11 protein-coding genes are annotated in these 17,019 nt (G+C 52.2%); 1 reads left to right on the top strand and 10 read right to left on the bottom strand.

The window, feature by feature from the left end; translation table 11 throughout:
• Positions 1 to 29: 29 nt before the first annotated feature.
• The 9 genes from gltB to K6123_RS07110 all read right to left on the bottom strand — a co-directional run bounded on the left by gltB (position 30) and on the right by K6123_RS07110 (position 12,677).
• Entirely contained in the window at positions 30 to 4,478 is a 4,449-nt protein-coding gene (gene gltB / locus K6123_RS07150; protein WP_221795804.1) for a glutamate synthase large subunit, read from the bottom strand.
• Between the two features lie 180 nt (positions 4,479 to 4,658).
• Positions 4,659 to 5,984 carry an SPOR domain-containing protein gene (locus K6123_RS07145; protein ID WP_221795802.1) on the bottom strand — a complete coding sequence of 442 codons (1,326 nt, stop codon included), beginning with the start codon at positions 5,982 to 5,984 and terminating at the stop codon, positions 4,659 to 4,661.
• A 176-nt stretch (positions 5,985 to 6,160) separates the two neighbouring features.
• On the bottom strand, positions 6,161 to 7,249 hold the full coding sequence (aroB, locus tag K6123_RS07140; protein ID WP_221795799.1) for a 3-dehydroquinate synthase: 1,089 nt from the start codon (positions 7,247 to 7,249) through the stop codon (positions 6,161 to 6,163).
• Positions 7,246 to 7,767 (bottom strand): shikimate kinase AroK, encoded by a 522-nt coding sequence (aroK, locus tag K6123_RS07135; protein WP_221795796.1) that lies wholly within the window; start codon positions 7,765 to 7,767, stop codon positions 7,246 to 7,248. The genes aroB and aroK overlap by 4 nt, the downstream gene beginning before the upstream one ends.
• Before the next feature lie 3 nt (positions 7,768 to 7,770).
• Positions 7,771 to 9,873: a type IV pilus secretin PilQ gene (locus tag K6123_RS07130; protein WP_221795793.1), complete on the bottom strand. Its 2,103-nt coding sequence runs from the start codon at positions 9,871 to 9,873 to the stop codon at positions 7,771 to 7,773.
• Position 9,874: 1 nt separating this feature from the next.
• Positions 9,875 to 10,423 carry a pilus assembly protein PilP gene (locus K6123_RS07125; protein WP_221795789.1) on the bottom strand — a complete coding sequence of 183 codons (549 nt, stop codon included), beginning with the start codon at positions 10,421 to 10,423 and terminating at the stop codon, positions 9,875 to 9,877.
• Positions 10,416 to 11,057 carry a type IV pilus inner membrane component PilO gene (locus K6123_RS07120; protein WP_221795786.1) on the bottom strand — a complete coding sequence of 214 codons (642 nt, stop codon included), beginning with the start codon at positions 11,055 to 11,057 and terminating at the stop codon, positions 10,416 to 10,418. Before K6123_RS07120 ends, K6123_RS07125 begins: the two co-directional genes overlap by 8 nt.
• A gap of 1 nt (position 11,058) precedes the next feature.
• The gene (locus tag K6123_RS07115; protein WP_221795783.1) at positions 11,059 to 11,613 is read right to left on the bottom strand and encodes a PilN domain-containing protein; all 555 of its coding nucleotides are present in this window, start codon (positions 11,611 to 11,613) and stop codon (positions 11,059 to 11,061) included.
• Complete coding sequence (locus K6123_RS07110; protein WP_343223969.1) at positions 11,613 to 12,677, bottom strand: pilus assembly protein PilM; 1,065 nt, start codon at positions 12,675 to 12,677, stop codon at positions 11,613 to 11,615. Before K6123_RS07110 ends, K6123_RS07115 begins: the two co-directional genes overlap by 1 nt.
• Positions 12,678 to 13,013: 336 nt before the next feature.
• Here K6123_RS07110 and K6123_RS07105 point away from each other — a divergent pair, with 336 nt between their 5' ends.
• On the top strand, positions 13,014 to 15,341 hold the full coding sequence (locus K6123_RS07105) for a penicillin-binding protein 1A (RefSeq protein ID WP_246624677.1): 2,328 nt from the start codon (positions 13,014 to 13,016) through the stop codon (positions 15,339 to 15,341).
• Between the two features lie 88 nt (positions 15,342 to 15,429).
• Here the strand turns inward: K6123_RS07105 and K6123_RS07100 are convergent, their stop codons facing one another.
• The gene (locus K6123_RS07100; RefSeq protein ID WP_221795777.1) at positions 15,430 to 16,836 is read right to left on the bottom strand and encodes an FAD-binding oxidoreductase; all 1,407 of its coding nucleotides are present in this window, start codon (positions 16,834 to 16,836) and stop codon (positions 15,430 to 15,432) included.
• Positions 16,837 to 17,019: the final 183 nt, after the last annotated feature.

Genomic DNA, 17,019 nt, shown 5'->3' with positions numbered 1-17,019 from the left:
TCTCCACTCGTCCTGTTATTCTGCCGTGCTTACTCAGGACGAGCACGGGTGTTTTTCAGCAGCTGCTGCAGATCAGCGGCCTTTGGTTTTACCAGCCAGAACTTGCCAATGTAGCGTTCGAAATCATCAATGATTTCCTGGCCCCAGGCGCTGCCGGTCTCGGCAACAAATTCGCGAATCACACTGCGCAAGTGGTTGCGGTGTGCTTCGGTCTCTTCGTTGGAAATACGGTTAATATCAACCAGCTCGTGGTTGTACTTGTCGACAAAGCTGTTATCCAGATCCAGTACGTAAGCGAAACCGCCAGTCATACCTGCACCGAAGTTATAGCCGGTCGCTCCCAGCACACACACCACACCACCAGTCATATATTCACAACAGTGGTCGCCTGCGCCTTCTACAACGGCGTGGGCACCAGAGTTACGAACAGCAAAACGCTCACCGGCACGGCCAGCTGCCAGCAGCTTGCCACCAGTAGCGCCGTACAGGCAGGTGTTACCAACGATGGAGGTTTCGTTGGACTTGAAGCTGGAGCCCTTCGGCGGGAAGATCACCAGCTTGCCGCCGGTCATGCCCTTACCCACGTAGTCGTTGGCATCGCCTTCCAGCACCATTTCCAGACCACCGGCGTTCCAGACACCAAATGACTGGCCGGCAACACCTTTCAGGTTCAGGCGGATAGGCTTGGCAGCCATGCCCTGGTTACCATAACGCTTGGCAATTTCACCAGACAGACGAGCACCGATAGAGCGGTCGCAGTTGGTGATTTCGAAATCGAAATGACCACCCAGTTTGGCGTCAATCGCGCCCAGGGTTTCTGCAATCATGCGCTCTGCCAACAAGCCTTCGTCGAACGGCGCGTTGCGGCTGGTTTGTACTGTATGTGGCTTGTCAGCCGGAATCTGGTCGTTGGCCAGCATTGGCGTCAGATCCAGATGGCGCTGCTTGCTGCTGACGCCTTCCAGAATTTCCAGCAGGTCGGTACGACCTACCAGTTCGTTCATGCTACGTACACCCAGCTGGGCCATCAGGCCGCGAACTTCTTCAGCCAGGAAGCGGAAGTAGTTCTTAACCATCTCGGCAGTACCGATGTAATGCTTGTCACGCAGGTTATCGTCCTGGGTCGCAACGCCGGTGGCACAGTTGTTCAGGTGACAGATACGCAGGTACTTACAGCCCACAGCCACCATCGGCAGGGTACCGAAACCGAACGATTCAGCACCCAGAATGGCCGCTTTCACCACGTCCAGACCGGTCTTCAGACCACCGTCAGTCTGCACCCGAACCTTGCCGCGCAGGTCGTTGGCACGCAGCGCCTGATGGGCTTCGGACAGACCCAGTTCCCACGGAGAACCCGCGTACTTGATCGACGTCAGCGGCGATGCAGCAGTACCACCGTCATAACCGGAAATGGTAATCAGGTCAGCATAGGCCTTGGCAACGCCGGCAGCGATGGTACCAACGCCTGGCTCGGAAACCAGCTTCACGGATACCAGCGCAGCCGGGTTGACCTGCTTGAGGTCGAAAATCAGCTGGGCCAAATCTTCAATCGAATAAATATCGTGGTGCGGTGGTGGTGAAATCAGGGTTACACCCGGTACCGAATAACGCAGGGTCGCGATCAGATCGTTAACCTTACCACCTGGCAGCTGACCACCTTCACCTGGCTTGGCACCCTGGGCCACCTTGATCTGCAGTACTTCAGCACTGGACAGATAATGTGGAGTAACACCAAAACGGCCGGAGGCAATCTGCTTGATCTTGGAGTTACGAACGGTGCCGTAACGCAGTGGATCTTCACCACCCTCACCGGAGTTGGAGCGGCCACCCAGTTCGTTCATGGCTTCCGCCAGTGCTTCGTGTGCTTCTGGTGACAAGGCACCCAGCGACATCGCAGCAGTATCAAAACGCGGGAACAGAGCTTCTGCAGCTTCTACTTCGCGGATATCAACCGGTGTAACGTCCTTGCGCAGTGACAGCAGGTCACGCAGGGTTGCTGGCGAGCGCGTATTTACCAGCTTGGCAAAACGGTCGTAGGCTTCCTGGCTGTTGGTCTGTACTGCTTCCTGAATGGCTTTCACCACATCCGGGTTGTAGGCATGATATTCGCCACCATGGACGTATTTCAGCAAACCACCCTGATCCAGTTTCTTGCGCTTCTTCCAGGCCTTGTCAGCAACCAGCTTGAGGTCAGCTTCAAAGTCTTCGAAAGTGGCACCACCGATACGGCTGGTCACACCACAGAAGCACAGGTCAACCACTTCGCGGCTCAGACCAATGCCTTCGAACAGCTGGGAACCACGATAGGACGTGACGGTGGAGATACCCATTTTGGACATCACCTTCATCAGACCCTTGCGAATCGCCTTGCGGTAGTTGTGGTGTGACTTCAGAGGGTCACCCAGCAACTCGCCAGAACGATGCAGGTCAGTCAGGATGTCGTAGGACAGCCATGGATAAACAGCCGTCGCACCAAAGCCCAGCAGTACCGCAAAGTGATGTGGGTCGCGGGCATCACCGGTTTCAACAATGATGTTGCCGTTGGTACGCAGGCCATTGTTCACCAGGTGATGGTGAACAGCGCCGGTAGCCATCACGGCAGGAATCAGCAGTTGCTCCTGCTTCACTTCCTGGTCGCTCAGAATCAGCAACACCACACCAGACTGAATCGCCGCTTCCGCAGCCTTGGTCAGGTTAATGATGGCTTGCTTCAGACCAATCGCCGGATCATAGGCCAGCGACAGGCGCTGGTTACGGAAAGCATCGGACTTGTTGCGGGTCAGGCCAACAAACTTCAGCGGTGACAGCACAGGTGAAGTCAGGATGATACGCTCAGCGTGATCCGGAGTTTGTTCAAAAACGTTCTTCTCGGCACCGACACAGGTTTCCAGCGACATCACGATCGCTTCACGCAGCGGGTCGATAGGCGGGTTGGTTACCTGGGCAAATTGCTGACGGAAATAATCGGCAACATGGCGCACACGACCAGACAGCACAGCCATAGGGGTATCGTCACCCATGGAACCTGTGGCTTCCTGACCTTCTTCACCCATTGGACGCAGAACCTGGTCACGCTCTTCATTGGTTACCAGGTGCAGCTTCTGATGAGTCATCAGCTCATCACCCTGCATATCGTCGAGACCGGCATGCTGCAGCGACAGCGAGCTTTCAAGACGGATGGCGTTTTCACGCAGCCACTTCTTGTAAGGCTGTTCAACTTTCAGGGCGTTGTCGATATCGTCGGTTTTCAGCAGCTTGCCTTCCTGGGTATCGATCGCCAGGATCTGACCAGGTCCAACACGACCTTTGGCAACCACGTCTTCCGGCGCGTAGTTGTGCACGCCCACTTCGGAAGCGACAGTAATAAAGTCGTTGTTGGTGATCACCCAACGAGATGGACGCAGGCCGTTACGGTCCAGACCACAAACGGCATAACGACCGTCAGTGATTACCAGACCTGCCGGACCATCCCAGGGCTCCATGTGCATGGAGTTGTATTCATAGAACGCACGCAGATCAGCGTCCATGGTTTCAACGTTCTGCCAGGCTGGCGGAATCATCATACGGATGGCGCGGAACAGACTCATGCCACCAGTGGTCAACAGTTCCAGCATGTTATCCATTGAGGAAGAGTCGGAACCAGTAGTGTTCACAACCGGGGCAATGTCAGCCAGGTTCGGCAGCAATGGACTATTGAACTTGCTGGTACGGGCGTTAGCCCAGCTACGGTTACCCTGAATGGTGTTGATCTCACCATTGTGAGCCAGCATGCGGAAAGGCTGAGCCAGCTGCCAGCGCGGCATTGTGTTGGTCGAGAAGCGTTGGTGGAACACACAAATAGCGGTTTCCATGCGCTCGTCGCCGAGATCAAGGTAGAAGTTTGGCAAGTCGACCGGCATGGTCAGACCCTTGTACGACAGTACCCGGGTAGACAGGCTGGCAATATAGAAGTCCGGGTACTGAATCAGCGCTTTTTCAACGTAACGACGGGCATAGAACAGCTTGACGTCAAATTCAGCATCGCTCAGCGCATCCGTTGTCGTAACGAAAACCTGCTCAAAACGAGGCAGACAGTCCAGCGCCATCGGGCCAAGACAATCATTATTGGTTGGTACCAGGCGCCAGCCCAATACAGACAACCCCTGACCGGACAGGGCTTTCTCAACCGCGGCTTTCTGCTCGGCAGCGATTGCATCGTCCAGATCCAGGAACAACATACCAACGGCATATTGCTCCGGCAGTTCGATACCGACATCGGTTGCTACTGCGCGCAGGAAAGAATCCGGCTTCTGCAGCAACAGGCCACAGCCATCGCCGGTTTTACCATCGGCAGCAATACCACCCCGGTGCGTCATGCAGGTCAGGGATTGGATCGCTGTCTTCAACAGCTCATGGCTGGGCTGGCCCTTCAAGTGGGCCAGAAGACCAAAGCCACAGTTGTCTTTGTAGTCGCCTGGAGTATACAGACCAGTTCTCATAGAACAGCTCTCACCAAAAATCTATTAAAATTATGCCCTGTCGAGAGACCGACAGGCTGCTCAAAATACGAGCAATTCAGAGACAAAAGGACGCACATTCTACACATGTGTGCGCTCTCTCACAATTGGACGCTGGTCAATAGGCCAGCAGCACGAGCAAACCCTGCGCCAGCAGGGCGCTCATTTCGGGTCAATTTGCGTTCGAATAGCAGACAATTCACGCACCCAGGGGGTACCATTTTTCATTCCGGAAGGTAGTCGATTCGCCCAGCCGGTGGCCTCATCACGCGAAGCAAAAGCACCTCCGACAACCACGTACCAAGGCGCGCCATTACGAATACTGCGATACACGAGCAAACGACCTCCGGCACTTTTCTGCCATCGATTGAGATAGACATCGGCACCTTGCTGCTCCGATGTCCCGATTAACTGTACCGCCCAGCCATCCTGTCCTAACCAGCCTGAATATTTCGGTTTGGCCGGGCTGCTCACGAGCGATTTCTGCACCACCGCCTTCGCCTTTTCAGGCGCTTTGGGCGCCACAACCGGTTTGGCTGCTTCAACCACTGCTGGAGCAGCCCCTTCAGCACGCGTTACTGCACCGCTACGTACATCCGTTGCTGAGCTTGATTCGACTGACAAAACCGGAGCCTGAGTTGTGGCCGCCACCGGCGACGGCGAATTCAAAGAGTTACCAGCAACAAGATCCTGCTTTCCACGACCAGTAACCGCGGGCAAGTTATCCACTGGATCCTTCACCGTCGCCAGATCCGGCAGTTGCAGCTGTGTTACCAACATTGGTGGCTCGGGCTCATCATCACCGCTGTACAGAGCACCAACCACTGCAACTGTCATCAACAGGGACGCCACCAGAATCAGAGCCAGACCAACCCCCCCCTTCAAACGCTGACGAATTAACCCCAGAACCAGGCCTGCCTGTTTGGTTAGGGAGGCCAGCAACGAGCTCGCCTTTTTGCGTTGATGTTTTTTTCCAGTACTGGAAGAGGCAACCCCGGCAGTTGAGATTTCAACCGGTATATCCAGATTCAGTTCCGCCAGAGCAGCGGCTTCAGAAGAAGTATCATTTTGCGCCGAAAAAACAAACTCGTCGACCACTGGATCCTGCGTTAACGGCTCATCCAGTTGAATACGGTAAACTGGCGCCAATGTTGGACTTTCCTTCAGACCTCGCCCAAAGCCATCAGCGCCAAACAAGCAGAAAGCAATGCTATTACTGGCCATCAAGGCAAGCTGACCAATCGCCTGCAACATACCTTCAGGCAATAATTCTGCCTGCTTTATTACCACCAACAAAGGATCAGCATCAGCCGCACGATCACGCGCAGCTTCAAGCAAAACCTCGCGAGCCGCGACCTCATCGGCAGGTAAGCTGGCAAGCTTCAGCTGAGCTGCCAGCATACCAGTCAGAATGGCCGGGTTGGCCAGTTTTTCTGCAGGCAAATGCACCACATCAGCGATTGTCCGATAATGCTCAGCAACCGCCATTGCCAGCGTATTGGCCGATTCCCGTGAGCGGTACTCCACCAACATCATCAGAGGCGAATAACAGGCCAGGTGACAGATCAGCTCCAGATAACGAGCCGGACTGCGATAAGCAGCGTCCATATCACCAACCTCGGCTTCACTGGCGGGCTTCATGCCAACCTCCCGTCGTCTTTTGTCTAGTAGGCTTCCAGAGCACCAGCCGCCAGGGTTTCAAGCAGCAATTCACGATCAATATCAGAGGTCACTACAGCGCTGCCCAGGCATTCAAGCAACACCAGCCGAATACGGCCATCCAGCACTTTCTTATCGATGCTCATACGAGAAATAAAATCCTCAGCGGACATATCTGCAGGAGGAACCACGGGCAAGCCAGCCTGTATTAACAGCTGTTTCAGCTCAACCAGCTCAGACTCACTCAACTTGCCGGTTCGAGCGCAATAATCAGCCGCCATCAACATACCGGTTCCGACCGCTTCCCCATGTAACCAGCTGCCATAACCCTGATGAGATTCGATCGCGTGCCCAAAGGTATGGCCAAAGTTCAGAATGGCACGCAACCCACCTTCCCGTTCATCCTTGGCAACCACATCCGCCTTGCACTCACAGGAAACCTGGATAGCCTGGGCTAACAAAGCACGATCGCCAGACATCAGAGCTTCGATATTTTGCTGAATCCAGCGATAAAAGCCCTTGTCTGCAATCAAGCCATATTTGATTACTTCCGCCATCCCGGCAGACAATTCACGCGTTGGCAAGGTCGCTAGTGTATCGGTATTAATCAGCACAGCCTGCGGCTGATAAAAAGCACCGATCATATTTTTGCCAAGCGGGTGATTCACCCCCGTCTTGCCACCGACGGACGAATCCACCTGAGACAGCAAAGTGGTAGGAATCTGCACAAAATTCACACCACGCTGGTAACACGCCGCTGCAAAGCCACACATATCACCAATCACACCACCACCCAGAGCAATTAAGGTGGTAGTACGGTTATGACCCTTGCCCAGCAATGCATCAAAAATCAGATTGACGGTTTCCAGTGTCTTGAAAGATTCCCCATCAGGAAGAATCACTTCATCGACCTGAACACCGTCCAGCATCGCCTTGACCGAATCCAGATACAAAGGCGCCAAAGTGGTATTGGTCACAATCATTGCCTGCCGGCCATGAATATGCCGACGCAATAAATCAGCCTGACTGAACAATTGATCGCCAATGTAGATTGGATAACTGCGATCTGCCAGATCCACGGTGACTGTAATCATGCCAATGCCTTGATTCGTTTACGGATTTCGTTAACAACCCAGCGCGGATTGCGCTGATCGGTGTGCAATGTGATGTGCGCAACCTCCCGGTACAAGGGATCGCGCTTTTTGAACAGCTCCTGTAACACCAGAGCCGGATTGTCTGTCTGTAACAAGGGGCGATTCTTGTCTTTGGCCGTGCGGGCAATTTGCTGCTCGACGGAGGTGCAGAGGTATACCACCACTCCACGTTCATGCAAGTGCTGGCGATTGATATCACGCATGACAGCACCACCACCAGTGGCCAGCACCAGGCCCTGACGCTGGGTCAGAATGTCAATCGCCTGCTCTTCCCTGTCACGAAAACCGGCCTCGCCTTCCATATCAAAGATCCATGGAATATTCGCACCACAGCGCTCTTCAATAAACTTGTCGGAGTCAACGAACTCGAGACGCAACTCACTGGAAAGCAAACGGCCAATGGTGGTTTTACCCGCCCCCATTGGCCCAACAAGGAAAATCGATTGTTCAGACGACATATTTTAATTTGTGTTGAAGGAATCCTTCAGCAACTTCGGTGTGATAAACACAAGCAGTTCACTTTTGTCATCAGACACGCTGCTGTACCGGAACAGAGCCCCAATCAACGGCAAGTCACCAAAGAAAGGTGTCTTGCTGATAGATTTGACCTGCTCGGAACGGAAGATACCACCAAGCACGACCGTTTCGCCATTATCAACCAACACTTGAGTCTGTACTGCATTGGTATTAATAGTCGGAACCCCGGTGGACGTAGTTTCGCCAACAGAGTCCTGATTGATTACCAGATCCATAATAATACGATCGTCCGGTGTGATTTGAGGAGTCACTTCCAGGCGCAATACCGCTGACTTGAATGAAGTTGTTGTAGCACCACTAGACGACGCCTCTTGATATGGAATCTGGGTACCAGACTCAATAAAGGCAGTTTGACCGTCAGCAGTAATCACACGCGGCTGAGATACAACCTCAGCCTTACCATCGGTTTCGATTGCTGACAATTCAAGATCCAACAGATAGTCCGCTGTCTGGTAACCAATTGCAAAGGTTGTGGCATTGCTTGCGGTAGCTGCAAAATCAACGATATTGGAAGAATCAAGAGTCAGAGCAGAAGTGTCATCTCCGTTGGCCCTGTCAACCAGAATCTGATTGGTTTCAGAAATCGTATCCTGGCTTCCCCCTGCAGTTACCCAGTTGGATCCATTGTTTTTATAAAGACCACCGCCCCATTTAACACCCATTTCTTCACCGACGGTGGTTGATGCCACTACAATACGCGCTTCGATCAGCACCTGACGCACCGGCACATCCAGCATTACAAGAGCTTCGCGTACCTTCTCAAGGTTAGCAGCGGTATCTTTCATCAAAATGGTATTAGTGCGCTCATCCACAACAGCGGAACCACGATCAGATAACAAGCCCTGTTCTGAGGTCAGGATCTTTGCCAGATCAGACGCCTTGGCATATTTAAACTGCATAAATTCCTGAACCAGTGGCGCCAACTCTTCCACCTGACGTACAGCTTCCAGCTCAATTTTCTCACGAGCAGCAATTTCTTCGGCCGGAGCAATCAGAAGAACAGAACCCATCTGTCGCTTGCCCAAAGCCTTGGTTTTCAGCACCAGATCCAGTGCCTGATCCCAAGGCACATTCTGCAGACGCAAGGTAATGCTGCCCTGAACTGTGTCCGAAGCTACCAGGTTCAGACCGGTAAAGTCAGCAATCAGCTGCAGCACTGCACGCACTTCAATATTCTGGAAGTTCAGCGACAGCTTTTCACCGGTATACGGGAATTTTTTCTGGCGCTCTTCAGTGACGTCCTTGGCTTCAGTTGAAACGTTGATAGACAACAATCGATCCGTCTGATAAGCCAGGTACTCAAACTCATCGTTGGCAGGCTCAACTACGATACGGGTACCACCTTCATAGTCCTTGGCATCAACATACTGTACCGGCGTAGCGAAATCCGTCACGTCAAGACGGCGGCTCAATTCACGTGGCAGCCGCACCCCCTCCAGATCAGCAATAATTTTTGAACCTTCACGGCGAATATTGGCTGAGGCTTTCGGATCATTGAGCATGATCTGAATCTGGCCATCCCCCAATTCACCACGACGAAAATCCACATTAACGACTTTCAACTCATTAACAGATTTTTTTGAAGACGGAGATTCGCCCAACATTAATCCACGAGCAGGCTCAGCGGTAGCAATCGCCCCCTCATCCGCACCAATAGTAATCAATAACTGATTGCCCTGTTTACGGGTTGTGTAAGGCACCATGCGAGCCAGATTAACCACCAGACGAGAGCGGTCCTGGGTCGTTAACACAACAGCAGAGCGGGCATTACCAGCGCCAATCTGATGACGCTTGGCCTTCAGGCCGCTAACAACATCCGGCATATCAATAGCAATTCGGGCAGGCTTCTCAATGGTATAGCCACTGATATCCGGCACTTCGCCATCAAACTCCAGCATGATCTCAGTAACATCCCCCGGAAGCGACGAAAACCGAATGTCTTTCAACATGGCGGCCGATGCCGTAGTAGACATCCAAAGCAAGCTACAGGTCAGGAATACGCGACCCAGAACGCTAAAAAGATTCATCTCAGTTATCTCCGCCTATTCCTTCCAGAGCTATTGTTTTCGGACGTTCCACCCAACCACCAAGACCGTTGGGAACAATTTCAATTAAACTCAACCGGTTTTCATTTACCGCGACGATCCGGCCATGGTTCTGCCCCATGTAATAGCCTTCATGCACACGCACAACACTACCATCACCATCTTTAATCAGGGCCCACAAGATCCCATCCATTCCAGTGATAGTCCCAACCATATTCAAACTGGCTAACGGGTATTGCTCCAGATGCTCCCGAGGACGATCAAAATCAGGCCGCACGTTACTGGTTGCAGCCATCCCCTCCAGAGCGCTGTCAATAACGACAGGCAATTCAAACGGCGACCTCAACCCAGCAGCGCTATAGCTGAAATACTCATAAGGCTTGAATACCGGAATAGGTTCAACTCTGCCACGCGGCTTGGAAAGCGTTTGCTTGATATACTGCTTGAGATCCTGGGTATTTGCTGAATCAGAGCAACCACCGAGCAACGGCATTGCCAAAACGAACACCCATGCAAAATAGGATTTACTCATCGCCACCACCATACTGATAGGTTTTGGCCAGAATCTTCATGCTTAATGACTCATCAGTGCTGGACTTCCCTTTAGTTATAGAGAAATCATGCAAGGTCACAATACGAGGCAGAGCCGCCACACCAGAGACAAAGGCCCCCATTTCGTGATAGCCACCAGCAACCTCAACGGTAATGGGCAACTCATTATAAAATTCAGTTTTCTTGACGGGCTGCGGTGATATTGCATTAAGCTTCAGACCAGCACCCAGAGCTGTCGCACTGATATCGTCAATCAGCCCGGGAACCTCAGTGTCCTTTGGTAGTTGCTTGAGCAAGGAGCCAAAGCTATCTTGCATCTCTGCAAGCTGCTCCCGATACGCATCAAGATTCGCAACCTTAAATGCCTTCCGCTCTATATCCTGTTTTAACTTGCTTTCCTGGGCTACTGCATTATCGAGGGATAGACTGGTATCTTTTACCAATAGAAAATAACCCCCAACAATCACTGCCACAAAGACCAGCAAACAAAAGAAAACCTTCCCCCCAAGCGGCCAGCCGCCCATATTGTTCCAGTCGATTTCATTAAGGTCATTTACATCGAACTGTTTGGCCTTCTCAAGCCAGGCATTAAAATCCAAACCCTGCTTTGCCATGTCAAGGCTCCTCACTGCTACTGTTCGGTTCAACCTTACGCATCGATATCTCAAACTCGTTGCTACCGTTGGGCAAAGCCTTCACCCCAAGCAACGCAGGTTCGGTAAACCAGCTGGACTCGTCAAAATTTCTCATTAAGGCAGCCACACGGTTATTCGATTTAGCAACCCCCTTAATCGAAACTCGATCTCCACTAATGGATAACGAGGTGTAATACAAATCATCGGGAACCGCTCTGGCCAATTCATCAAATAACCGTACAATGACGGGACGATTACCCTGCAGGTTCTGAATCAACTCCATCCGCTCAATTAACTGACTACGAGTTTCTGTAAGCTTATTAATCTCTGCGATTTGCTTATCCAGTGTGGATATTTCACTTTTCAGAAAATTATTACGTCCCTGCTGATTCGAGAGTTGACCATCATAAAAACTACTCACCGACCAGATACAGACAAATGCCACTGCAGCAACGGCAACGATTACAGACAAAAATTGCTGCTGCCTTTCTTTTTTCAGCCGCTCCCGCCACGGCAGCAAATTGATATTTGCCATTAACAAACACCCCGCATAGCCAAACCACAGGCAACCAGCAGAGCTGGAGCATCACCAGCCAATAACTTGGCATTAACTCTGGAAGACAGAGACATATCCTTGAATGGATTTGCAACCAAAGCTGGCACGCCCATCTCTTCCGTGACCCGCTCCGCTAAACCAGGCAGAGAGGCTGTTCCACCAGCTAACACGATACTACTCACCTCATTATGCTGGCTGGATGAAAAGAAAAACTGCAGGGAACGACTGATTTGCTGAACAACCGCGTTACGGAACGGATCCAGTAATTCCTGTTCATAGTCATCAGGGAGTCCTTCGCCATTACGAGCAAGATGCGCTTCCTGCGGGGTCAGTCCATATCGTCGCATAATGTCGTCGGTCAGTTGATTGCCGCCAAACAATTGTTCGCGGGTATAAATAGAGGACCCTTCGTGCAACACACTCAAGGTTGTCATGGTCGCACCAACATCCACAATCGCCACCGTGTCATTGGCATCACCTTCAAGCTGCCCACTGATCAGACCAAACGCTCGTTCGGTGCAATAGGCCTCGATATCGACAATGGAAGCTTCAAGATCGGCATATTCCACAGCATCCTTACGACGCTCAACAGTATCAGAACGACAGGCAGCCAACAGGACTTCAACCACACTATCGTTATTTGCCAGTACGCCCTGAATTTCCCAGTCGAGCGAGACCTCTTCCAGGGGATAAGGTATATATTGATCTGCCTCAGCCCGAATCTGCAGATCCATCTCCGCATCATTCAGACCAGCATTCATATTGATAACTTTAGTAATCACAGAAGATCCTGCAACTGCCAAAGCGGCCTTTTTGGCCTTCGAGCGAGATTTTGCCAGTGCGCGTTTAATTGCTTCACCGACTTCCTCATCATTATGGATATTCTGCTCGACAATAGCGTCAGCGGGCAGAGCTTCCGAAGCATATGCTTCAACACGGTAGCCTGCATCCGTGTGACTCAACTCAAGGACTTTTACCGACGAGGAACTGATATCCACTCCAAGAAGAGACTTGCCCTTCTTGCCAAACAAGCTAGCCAGCACAACAAAATCCCCTTGAAAATCGAGAGCTTACGCCATGAAGCTCAGAATAATCCTATATTTGGCCGATCATTATAAGCACAATCCTATAAAAAGGACAAAAATCCCTTATAATGCCGCGACCGCGAATCGGACATCGCCGCCAACCGTAAAACGAGTCTTATGATCACGCTGAAATCTCTCTTCAAACTCCTGATCTGGTTAATATTTTCAACCTTATCAGGCGTCGCCCTGGCCTGCCTTGCTGTGTATCTGTATCTGGCACCAGACCTTCCGGATCCGAGACAACTTCGCGACGTTGACCTTCAAACACCTTTACGAATCTATACCCAGGATGGCTTGCTGATCACCGAGTACGGTGAAAAACGCCGCTCCCCCCTGCAATACCCGGATGTACCACCACGTTTTATCGATGCCTTACTGGCCTCCGAAGACGACGCGTTTTACGAGCACTACGGCGTTGATGTTAAAGGACTTTTACGCGCAACACTGGAACTAATTCGCACTGGCAAAAAGAAATCTGGTGGTAGCACCATCACCATGCAGGTTGCCAAGAACTATTACCTCAGTAGTGAAAAGTCTTTTTCGCGAAAATTCACTGAAATATTGCTCGCACTCAAGATAGAAAAAACCCTGAGCAAGGAAGAAATCCTCGAACTTTATATAAACAAGATATATTTGGGTAAACGGGCGTATGGTATCGAAGCTGCGGCCCAGGTTTATTACGGCAAATCAATAAACGAACTGACTCTGGCACAAACAGCCATGATTGCCGGTCTGCCGCAAGCACCTTCAGCGGCCAACCCGATCAACAACCCTGAGCGGGCTATTTCACGTCGAAACTATGTACTGCAACGGTTGCTGACCCTAGGCAAAATCAACCAGCAAGAATTCGAAGACGCAACCGCCGCTCCGGTCACCGCCGAGTATCATGGCGCAACCAGCGAAGTCACCGCTCCCTACATTGCAGAACTGGTACGCCAGCACATGGTCGACCTGTATGGCAATAACGCCTACACAGAGGGTATGGTGGTTTACACCAGCATCAACTCCGTGCGCCAGCAAGCTGCCAACGACGCTTTGCAGCGAGGTTTGCTGAATTATGACCGAGCACATGGTTATCGCTGGCAGGCCAACGTTTACCCAGCAATCAAGTCCGGTGCAACAGGCACCTCACAGAACCGCAATCCGCAAGCCCTGCCAGACTGGCTATCCGACAAAACAGAAAATGACACCGACTGGCCAGCCACCCTGACAAACTGGCGCAACAAGCTGCGTACAATCGAAGCTCCTGGCAACCTGATCGCGGCAGCAGTTGTACAACTCGACAAAGACGGCGCTTGGCTGATTACCGACAAAGATGATCAGCGTCTCCTCTTTGATGGCATGGAATGGGCGTCCCCTTATATTAATGTCAACGCCACAGGTGCCAAACCAGCCAAGCCAGCGGACGTGCTCGCGGTTGGCCAGCAAGTCTGGATTGAAATCCGCGACCAACAGGTATTATTGGGTGAACCACCAGAAGCTAATGGTGCATTGATTTCACTCAACCCCAACAATGGTGCCATTCAGGCAATGGTCGGTGGTTTCGAACAATCCGCCAATCAGTTCAACCGGGTAACCCAGGCGATGCGCCAGCCGGGCTCTTCATTCAAGCCCTTCATTTATAGTGCCGCGCTAGAAAACGGCTTTACGCCTGCGAGCATCATTAATGACGCTCCGGTGGTCTTCAAGGATGCAGGACTGGAAAATACCTGGCGACCCGAAAACTACAGCGGCAAGTTCTATGGCCCCACTCGCCTGCGCGAAGCCCTGTACAAGTCCCAGAACCTGGTTTCCATCCGCATCCTCAAACAAATGGGTCCCTCGACGGCGGTCAATTACATTAAACAGTTCGGCTTCCCGGAAAAGCAGCTGAATGCCGATCTGTCATTGGCTCTGGGGGCCAGTGCTGTCACCCCAATGGAACTGGCGACCGGCTATGCCGCGCTGGCTAACGGTGGTTTTGCAATTCAGCCCTACTATATAGATCGTATTGAAGACTCTACCGGCAATATCCTGTTCCAGAGCAATCCGGCAATTGCCTGTCGAGACTGCAACTCCACTCAAGGCCTCACACCAGCCAGCACTAACGACAACGAAGCCCCGGCAGCGCCTGCCTACGCTCCCCGCATTATGGATGCGCGCACCAACTTCCTGATGGTTAACATGTTGAAAGATGTGATCCAGCGAGGCACCGGCCGTCGCGCCAAAGCGCTGAACCGTAGCGATCTGGCCGGCAAAACCGGCACCACCAACGATCAGGTAGATGCCTGGTTCTCAGGTTTCAATCCGAATCTGGTCACCACCGTGTGGGTTGGTTTTGACCAGCCATCGACGCTGGGACGCTGGGCCCAGGGCGGCACGACAGCACTGCCCATCTGGGTTGACTACATGCGTGTTGCCCTGACAACCGAACCCGAAGTGCAACTGCAACAACCGGACGGCATTGTTTCCGTGCGGATTGACCCCAAAACCGGCCTACTGGCAGCTCCTGGTCAGCAAGATGCCATTTTTGAGTACTTCCGTTCGGAAAACACCCCAACCGAAACTGTGCTGCCACAATACAGCCCGGACGGCGAAGACTCTGACAGCGGCCTAAGCGCAACACCTGAGCTGCTGTTCTAAACAGTAGCTCTGACCCAAGCTCCTGCGCATAAAAAAGCCGACTCAATTGAGTCGGCTTTTTTTGCTGTCACCCGATTGATACGGACAATTAGTCCATATCAATGACCTTGCCAGGGTTCATCACATTGTTCGGATCGAACGCCTGCTTCATGGCTTTCATGTAGCCAATTTCAGCCGCTGAACGGGTGTAATGCAAGTAAGGCTTTTTGGTCAGACCAACACCGTGTTCCGCTGACACCGAGCCATCGTACTTCTCGGTAATCTCGAACACCCACTTTGATACCTTGCCACAACGCTCGAAGAACTCTTCTTTTGGCAGATCATCCGGCTTGAGGATGTTCAGGTGCAGGTTGCCATCGCCAATATGGCCGAACCAGATGATTTCAAAGTCCGGGTACTCACGCACAACAACATCATCAATTTCCTGCAGGAATTCCGGCACCCTGGAAACCACCACCGACAGGTCATTCTTGTATGGCGTCCAGTGGGAAATGGTTTCGGAGATATCTTCACGCAAACGCCACAGGTTGGCCGCCTGGGTTTCGTTCTGGCTGATCGCACCGTCGTATACCCAGCCTTCTTCCATACAGGCTTCGAACAGTTGCATGGCAACGTCCATTTTTTCGTCGGTATCGGCTTCAAATTCCAGCAAGGCGTAGAATTCGGTTTCCGTTTCAAACGGCGCCTGCACATCACCGCGAGCCAGCACTTTCTTCAACGCCTTGTCAGAGAAGAACTCAAACGCGGTCAGATCGATACCGGACTGGAACTTGTGCAGCACACTCATGATGGCGCCCATTTCCGGTACTCCCAGCACCAGCACGGTGAGGTTCTTGGCCGGACGGGTCAGACGCATGGTTGCTTCAGTAATAAAACCCAGCGTGCCTTCACCACCAATAAACAGGTGACGCATATCGTAACCCGTGTTGTTCTTCAGCAAATCCTTGTTCAGACGCAGAATGTCGCCCTTACCGGTAACGACGGTCAAACCAGCAACCCAGTCACGGGTCATGCCATAACGAATAACCTTGATGCCACCGGCGTTGGTGGAAATATTGCCGCCAATCTGGCTGGAGCCAGAAGAGGCAAAATCCACCGGGTAGAACAAACCCTGCTGTTCGGCATACTGCTGTAGCTGTTCGGTAATCACCCCGGCACCACAACGCACCGTGCGATCCACTGCGTTGAAGTCAGTGATGCTGTTCATATAGTCGAACGCCACCACAACCTCACCATTGGCAGCAACGGCACCCGCGCTCAGACCAGTACGACCACCGGAAGGTACCAGCGCCAGACCAGCCTCGTTCGCCAGCAGCACAATCTGTTGCACCTGCTCTGTGGTTTTCGGGAAAACAATGGCACTTGGCTTTGGATCAAGAATTTTGGTCCAGTCCTTGCCGAAAGTTTCCAGCGAGTCCGCATCAGTGCGTACTTTATCCTCGCCAACGATGGCCGCCAGGCGTTCAACAAGAGCTGCTTGGGTTAGTTGCGTCATGGGTCATTCCAGAAATATGAAAGATCGTCACGCCAACCTGAAGAATCGTAAGGTTGAAGACGGGAACGGAGGATCACATTGAAAGGCGGGCATGGTACCATATGCGCCCTGTTTTTGGAGAGCTTTCTCCCCTACGAACAGGCCAACCGCTTACAACACAACTCGAGATCAGCCCCTGACTGA

The sequence above is a fragment of the Oceanobacter mangrovi genome, assembly GCF_019740315.1.
GTDB lineage: Bacteria > Pseudomonadota > Gammaproteobacteria > Pseudomonadales > Oceanobacteraceae > Oceanobacter > Oceanobacter mangrovi.
The sequence above is the reverse complement of the archived record's forward strand: the minus strand, read 5'-3'. Positions and strand labels throughout refer to the sequence as shown.

Coding starts and splice junctions, on each gene's coding strand:
- gltB (WP_221795804.1), bottom strand. CDS start 4,478: ATGAGAACTGGTCTGTATACTCCAGGCGACTACAAAGACAACTGTGGC.
- K6123_RS07145 (WP_221795802.1), bottom strand. CDS start 5,984: ATGGCGGTTGCTGAGCATTATCGGACAATCGCTGATGTGGTGCATTTG.
- aroB (WP_221795799.1), bottom strand. CDS start 7,249: ATGATTACAGTCACCGTGGATCTGGCAGATCGCAGTTATCCAATCTAC.
- aroK (WP_221795796.1), bottom strand. CDS start 7,767: ATGTCGTCTGAACAATCGATTTTCCTTGTTGGGCCAATGGGGGCGGGT.
- K6123_RS07130 (WP_221795793.1), bottom strand. CDS start 9,873: ATGAATCTTTTTAGCGTTCTGGGTCGCGTATTCCTGACCTGTAGCTTG.
- K6123_RS07125 (WP_221795789.1), bottom strand. CDS start 10,423: ATGAGTAAATCCTATTTTGCATGGGTGTTCGTTTTGGCAATGCCGTTG.
- K6123_RS07120 (WP_221795786.1), bottom strand. CDS start 11,057: ATGGCAAAGCAGGGTTTGGATTTTAATGCCTGGCTTGAGAAGGCCAAA.
- K6123_RS07115 (WP_221795783.1), bottom strand. CDS start 11,613: ATGGCAAATATCAATTTGCTGCCGTGGCGGGAGCGGCTGAAAAAAGAA.
- K6123_RS07100 (WP_221795777.1), bottom strand. CDS start 16,836: ATGACGCAACTAACCCAAGCAGCTCTTGTTGAACGCCTGGCGGCCATC.